Below are 5043 nucleotides of genomic sequence, written 5' to 3' on the forward strand. Positions count from 1 at the left end.
AGCGCGTCGCAGACGCGAGCAAGCAGAAGCAGGCTTGTGAGGCAGGAAAAACCTTCCAGCATCAAAAAAGCCGCTGATCAGTGATCAGCGGCTTTTTCATATATCTGGTCGGAGTAGCAGGATTCGAACCTACGACCTCTGCCTCCCGAAGGCAGCGCTCTACCAAGCTGAGCTATACTCCGATGCGTCGTGAGCTTGTCTCGACGGAGGTGAATTATACGCAGGCAGCTTTGCTTTGCAAGCCCTTGAGGTCAAAAAGTTTTATCTGAGTCTCAAGGGGCAATTCCGCTGTCGAGAAGCGCGCTTCTCTTCACCTCATTCTGCCAGCGCTTCTCGCCACGTTGGCGGCGGTTTTCTGCTGTCATGATGGATTGACTGACCCACTGGCTGACGACCTGCCAGGCAGGCCATCGTCATGCGGGTATCAGGCCTGGCGGCCGACGCTCAACAGCGCGATGCGCTCGAGGCTGTCGCGGAATTCGCTCTCCGGCAGTGCCTTGAGCTCGCTCAGGGCGTTGTCGGCCATCTCCTGAGCACGGCTGCGGGTATAGTCGAGGCCCCCCGTGAGGCGCACCACTTCCAGTACCTCGTCGAGCTGCTCCAGTCCACCTTTCTCGATGGCGCCGCGCACCAGACTGGCCTGGGCCGGGCTGCCGACCTGCATGGCGCGAATCAACGGCAGGGTCGGCTTGCCTTCGGCCAGGTCATCACCGACGTTCTTGCCCATGGTCTCGGCATCGCCCTGATAGTCGAGCAGATCATCGATCAGCTGGAAGGCGAGGCCCAGGTAGCGGCCATAGTTCTGCAGCGCGCTGACCTGTGCCGGGGTGACGGTGTCGTCGGTTTCCCTGGCCAGAATCGCGCCGGCATGTGCGGCCGCCTCGAACAGCATGGCGGTCTTGCCGTGGATGGTCTCGAAGTAGGCGGCTTCATCAATGTCGGCATTGCCGATATTGGTCAGCTGCAGGACTTCGCCCTCGGCGATGGTGCAGGTGGCGGCGGAGAGAATCGCCATCACGTCCATCGAGCCGACTTCGACCATCATCTGGAAGGAGCGCGAATAGAGGAAGTCACCGACCAGTACCGAAGGCGCATTGCCCCAGGTGTCATTGGCGGTGGAGCGGCCACGCCGCAGGCTGGATTCATCCACGACATCATCGTGCAGCAGGGTCGAGGTGTGCATGAATTCGATCAGCGCGGCCAGATGAACGTGTTTCTCGCCTTGATAACCCAGCGCGCGGGCTGCCAGCAGCACCAGCACCGGGCGCAGGCGTTTGCCACCACTCTGGATGATGTACTGACCGATGGTCTGGACCAGCGGCACGCGCGACTCGAGCTGCGCGAGGATGGTGCGGTCGACGGCGGCGAAGTCATCTGCCACTGCCGCGTGAAGGGTCGATGCGTCGGCTTGCATGAGATCGTCGTGCCCGTAGCGAGAGGTGAGGCCGCCGTGGCGTGCCGTTTGGCGGTAATGCTATGGGGCACCCCTATGGCCGTCAAGGCGTGCACCCGCGCAAGGACGCTGGCTGGCGGCCGATTGGTCGCGTAAACCTTGACATTGCTTGTCGGTCGCGGCACGTGGCGCTATAATACGCGGCCGTGACTCATCCCGCTCCCTGTCAGATGGCTCCAGAAGGGGCGCCACTCGCAGCAGGCCACCCAAGAGCACACCCTTGATGAGTCCGATGGAGAGAATCATGTACGCAGTTATCAAGAGCGGTGGCAAGCAGTACCGCGTTCAGGAAGGCCAGACCCTGAAGCTCGAGAAGCTTGAAGTCGCGACTGGCGAAGCTATCCAGTTTGACGAAGTCCTGATGGTCGCTGAAGGCGACGACATCAAGGTCGGCGCTCCGCTGGTTGAAGGTGCCAAGGTTTCTGCCGAGGTCGTGTCTCACGGCCGTGGCGACAAGGTCACCATCATCAAGTTCCGTCGCCGGAAGCACTCCATGCGTCGTGCGGGCCACCGTCAGTGGTTCACCGAAGTCAAGATCACTGGTATCTCTGCTTAATTGCAGCGCTACCCACCATAGGAGAATTATCCAATGGCACATAAGAAGGCGGCGGGCTCTACCCGCAACGGTCGCGATTCTGAATCCAAGCGCCTTGGTGTGAAGCTGTTCGGTGGCCAAGCGGCTATCGCCGGCAACATCATCGTGCGTCAGCGCGGCACCCGTTTCCACGCTGGTACTGGCGTCGGCATCGGCAAGGACCACACTCTCTTCGCGCTGGCCGACGGCCACGTGAAGTTCGAGACCAAGGGTCCGAAGAACCGCAAGTTCGTCAGCATCGTTTCTGCCTGAAACGTCTGACAGCTTACGCAGACTGCTCGATGCCCCGGTGTCGCATGGCAGTCTGCAAGGAAGCCCCGCTCAGGCGGGGCTTTTTTGTCGCATGACGGCCCGGGTCGTCGTCAGGAGAGAGCAGCATGCAGTTCCTTGATGAAGCGTCGATCATTGTAGAGGCCGGACGTGGCGGCAATGGTTGCCTGAGTTTTCGCCGTGAGAAATACGTGCCGCGCGGTGGTCCCGATGGGGGCGACGGCGGGCACGGCGGCAGTGTGTACCTGATCGGGGATGACTCCCTCAATACCCTGATCGACTTCAAGTTCCAGCGCTACTATCAGGCGGAGAGCGGCGATGCCGGTCAAGGCCGCCAGATGGCAGGCAAGGCGGGCGAGGATCTGATCGTCAAGGTGCCGGTCGGCACCACCGTGATCGACGAGGAAACCCTCGAGATCATCGGTGACGTGACGGAAATCGGTCAGCTGTTGCTGGTCGCGCAGGGCGGACGTCGTGGTCTGGGTAACATCCACTTCAAGTCCTCGACCAACCGCGCGCCGCGCCAGACCTCCAAGGGAACCTGGGGCGAGCGTCGCAACCTGCGCTTCGAGATGAAGGTGATGGCAGATGTCGGTCTGCTCGGCATGCCGAATGCCGGCAAGTCGACGCTGATCCGCGCCGTCTCCGCCGCCAAGCCCAAGGTCGCCAACTACCCGTTCACCACCCTGGTGCCGAACCTCGGTGTCGTGAAGATCGGTAGCCACCAGCACTTCGTGATGGCCGATATCCCCGGTCTGATCGAAGGCGCTGCTGACGGCGCTGGCCTGGGTCTGCGCTTCCTCAAGCACCTGACGCGTACGCGCCTGTTGCTGCACGTGGTGGATATTGCGCCCTTTGACGAGAGCGACCCGGCCTATGCGGTCGAGGCGATCCTCAAGGAGCTCAAGAACTTCTCCGCGGCACTGACGGAGCTGCCGCGCTGGCTGGTGATCAACAAGATCGACCTGCTGCCCGAGGACGATCGCGACGCGATGGTCAAGGACCTCGTCGAGCGCCTGGGCTGGGAGGGCGAGCTGTTCGTCGTCTCCGCGGCCAGCGGTATCGGCACTCAGGAGCTGGTGCAGGCCGCTCACCGCTGGCTGGGCGAGCAACGCCTGCAGCTGGCGGAAGATCCGGAAGCTGCCGAGGCACATGCCGCCCTGCTGGCGCGCATGGAGAACGAGTCGCTGGAGCGCGCTGAAGAGCGCCTGACACGTCGCAAGCGCAAGAAGGATGACGAAGAAGAGGACGATGACGACTTCAATGACGACGATTACGACGTCGAAGTCGAATACGCGCCCTGAGGTCTCAGTTCGTCCGGTGGCTGTCCTGCGCGGCAGCCACTGAGTGACGAGCGACCCGCTTCGCGATTCACGCCCCGCCCCGAACCTCATGGTCTCGCGGCGGGGCGTTTTCGTTGTCGGGGCCGGCGAGGAGTGATGACAGCGGGCTGGCGGGAGCAGACAATGGCAAGCAGGGAGGCAGAGCCTGCCGGGCGAGGGATTACATGACAGGAGAGAGCGCGGTGTCGGAGCAGAAGGTGGCGGAAGTGGCGGAACTGGGTACTCAGACGGGGCGCGAGGCCTTGGCCAATGCACGACGCGTGGTGGTCAAGATCGGCAGTGCGCTGCTGACCGATGACGGCCGCGGGCTGGATGATGCCGGCATCGGCCGTTGGGTCGATCAGATCGCGGCGCTGCACGCGCGGGGTGTCGAGGTGATCGTGGTGTCCTCCGGGGCGATCGCGGTCGGCATGTCGCGGCTGGGCTGGACGGCACGCCCCAGTGGTGTGCATGAGCTGCAGGCGGCAGCGGCGGTCGGTCAGAACGGTCTGACCCAGTGCTATGAAGAGCATTTTCATCGTCATGGCCTGACCACGGCGCAGATTCTGCTGACCCACGATGACCTCTCCAACCGCAAGCGCTACCTGAATGCACGCTCGGCGCTGCGCACCCTGGTCGACCTGCGGGTGGTGCCGGTGATCAACGAGAACGACACCGTGGTCACCGACGAGATCCGCTTCGGCGACAACGACACCCTCGGCGCGCTGGTCGCCAACCTGCTCGAGGCCGATGCGCTGTTGCTGCTCACCGATCAGGAAGGCCTCTATGATGCCGACCCGCGTCATGATCCGGCGGCCAGCCTGATCGAGGAAGCCCAGGCCGATGACCCGATACTGGTCAAGGTGGCCGGCGGTGGCGGCGTGCTCGGCCGTGGTGGCATGGCGACCAAGGTGCGCGCGGCGCGTCTGGCGGCGCGCAGTGGCGCATTGACCGTGATCGCCTCTGGTCGTCAGCCCGAGGTGATCACCCGGCTGGCTTCCGGTGAGCGCTTCGGCACGCTCCTCTTGCCGGAGCATGCGCCGATCGCGGCGCGCAAGCGCTGGATCGCGGGGCAGCTGCAGGTGCGCGGCACCCTGACGCTGGATGCCGGCGCCGTCAATGTGTTGACCACGCGTGGCTCCAGCCTGTTGCCGGTGGGCGTCAGGAAGATCGAGGGCGCCTTCAAGCGCGGTGATCTGGTGCAGTGCGTCGATGAATCCGGCCAGCGCATCGCCAAGGGGCTGGTGAATTACAGCGCCGAAGATGCCGGACGGATTCTCGGCCTGCCCAGTCATCAGATCGAGGCGACGCTGGGCTATATCGAGGCGCCGGAACTGATCCACCGCGACAACCTCATCGTGCTGTAGCACCCATGAGGCCTGCTTCCTGGCTCTGTGCCTGGG

At 63.4% G+C, this 5043-nt stretch carries 5 protein-coding genes and 1 tRNA gene; 4 read left to right on the forward strand and 2 right to left on the reverse strand.

Annotated features, from left to right (window positions below; all coding sequences use genetic code 11):
* Nucleotides 1–105: 105 nt before the first annotated feature.
* Both AC4FAH_RS08170 and ispB read right to left on the reverse strand, forming a co-directional pair.
* Nucleotides 106–182, reverse strand: a tRNA-Pro gene (locus AC4FAH_RS08170).
* Nucleotides 183–424: 242 nt separating this feature from the next.
* On the reverse strand, nt 425–1414 hold the full coding sequence (ispB, locus tag AC4FAH_RS08175) for an octaprenyl diphosphate synthase (protein WP_131432825.1): 990 nt from the start codon (nt 1412–1414) through the stop codon (nt 425–427).
* Between the two features lie 283 nt (nt 1415–1697).
* On the opposite strand from ispB, the gene rplU reads away from it, so the two are divergent.
* The 4 genes from rplU to proB all read left to right on the forward strand — a co-directional run bounded on the left by rplU (nt 1698) and on the right by proB (nt 5007).
* The gene (gene rplU, locus AC4FAH_RS08180; protein WP_043335971.1) at nt 1698–2009 is read left to right on the forward strand and encodes a 50S ribosomal protein L21; all 312 of its coding nucleotides are present in this window, start codon (nt 1698–1700) and stop codon (nt 2007–2009) included.
* A gap of 33 nt (nt 2010–2042) precedes the next feature.
* Nucleotides 2043–2300: a 50S ribosomal protein L27 gene (gene rpmA, locus AC4FAH_RS08185; RefSeq protein ID WP_043335969.1), complete on the forward strand. Its 258-nt coding sequence runs from the start codon at nt 2043–2045 to the stop codon at nt 2298–2300.
* Nucleotides 2301–2425: 125 nt separating this feature from the next.
* Entirely contained in the window at nt 2426–3622 is a 1197-nt protein-coding gene (gene cgtA / locus AC4FAH_RS08190; protein WP_043335967.1) for an Obg family GTPase CgtA, read from the forward strand.
* Nucleotides 3623–3825: 203 nt separating this feature from the next.
* Nucleotides 3826–5007, forward strand: a complete 1182-nt coding sequence (gene proB / locus AC4FAH_RS08195; RefSeq protein WP_225347391.1) for a glutamate 5-kinase — start codon at nt 3826–3828, stop codon at nt 5005–5007.
* Nucleotides 5008–5043 lie beyond the last annotated feature (36 nt).

The sequence above is a fragment of the Cobetia sp. genome (assembly GCF_983723665.1).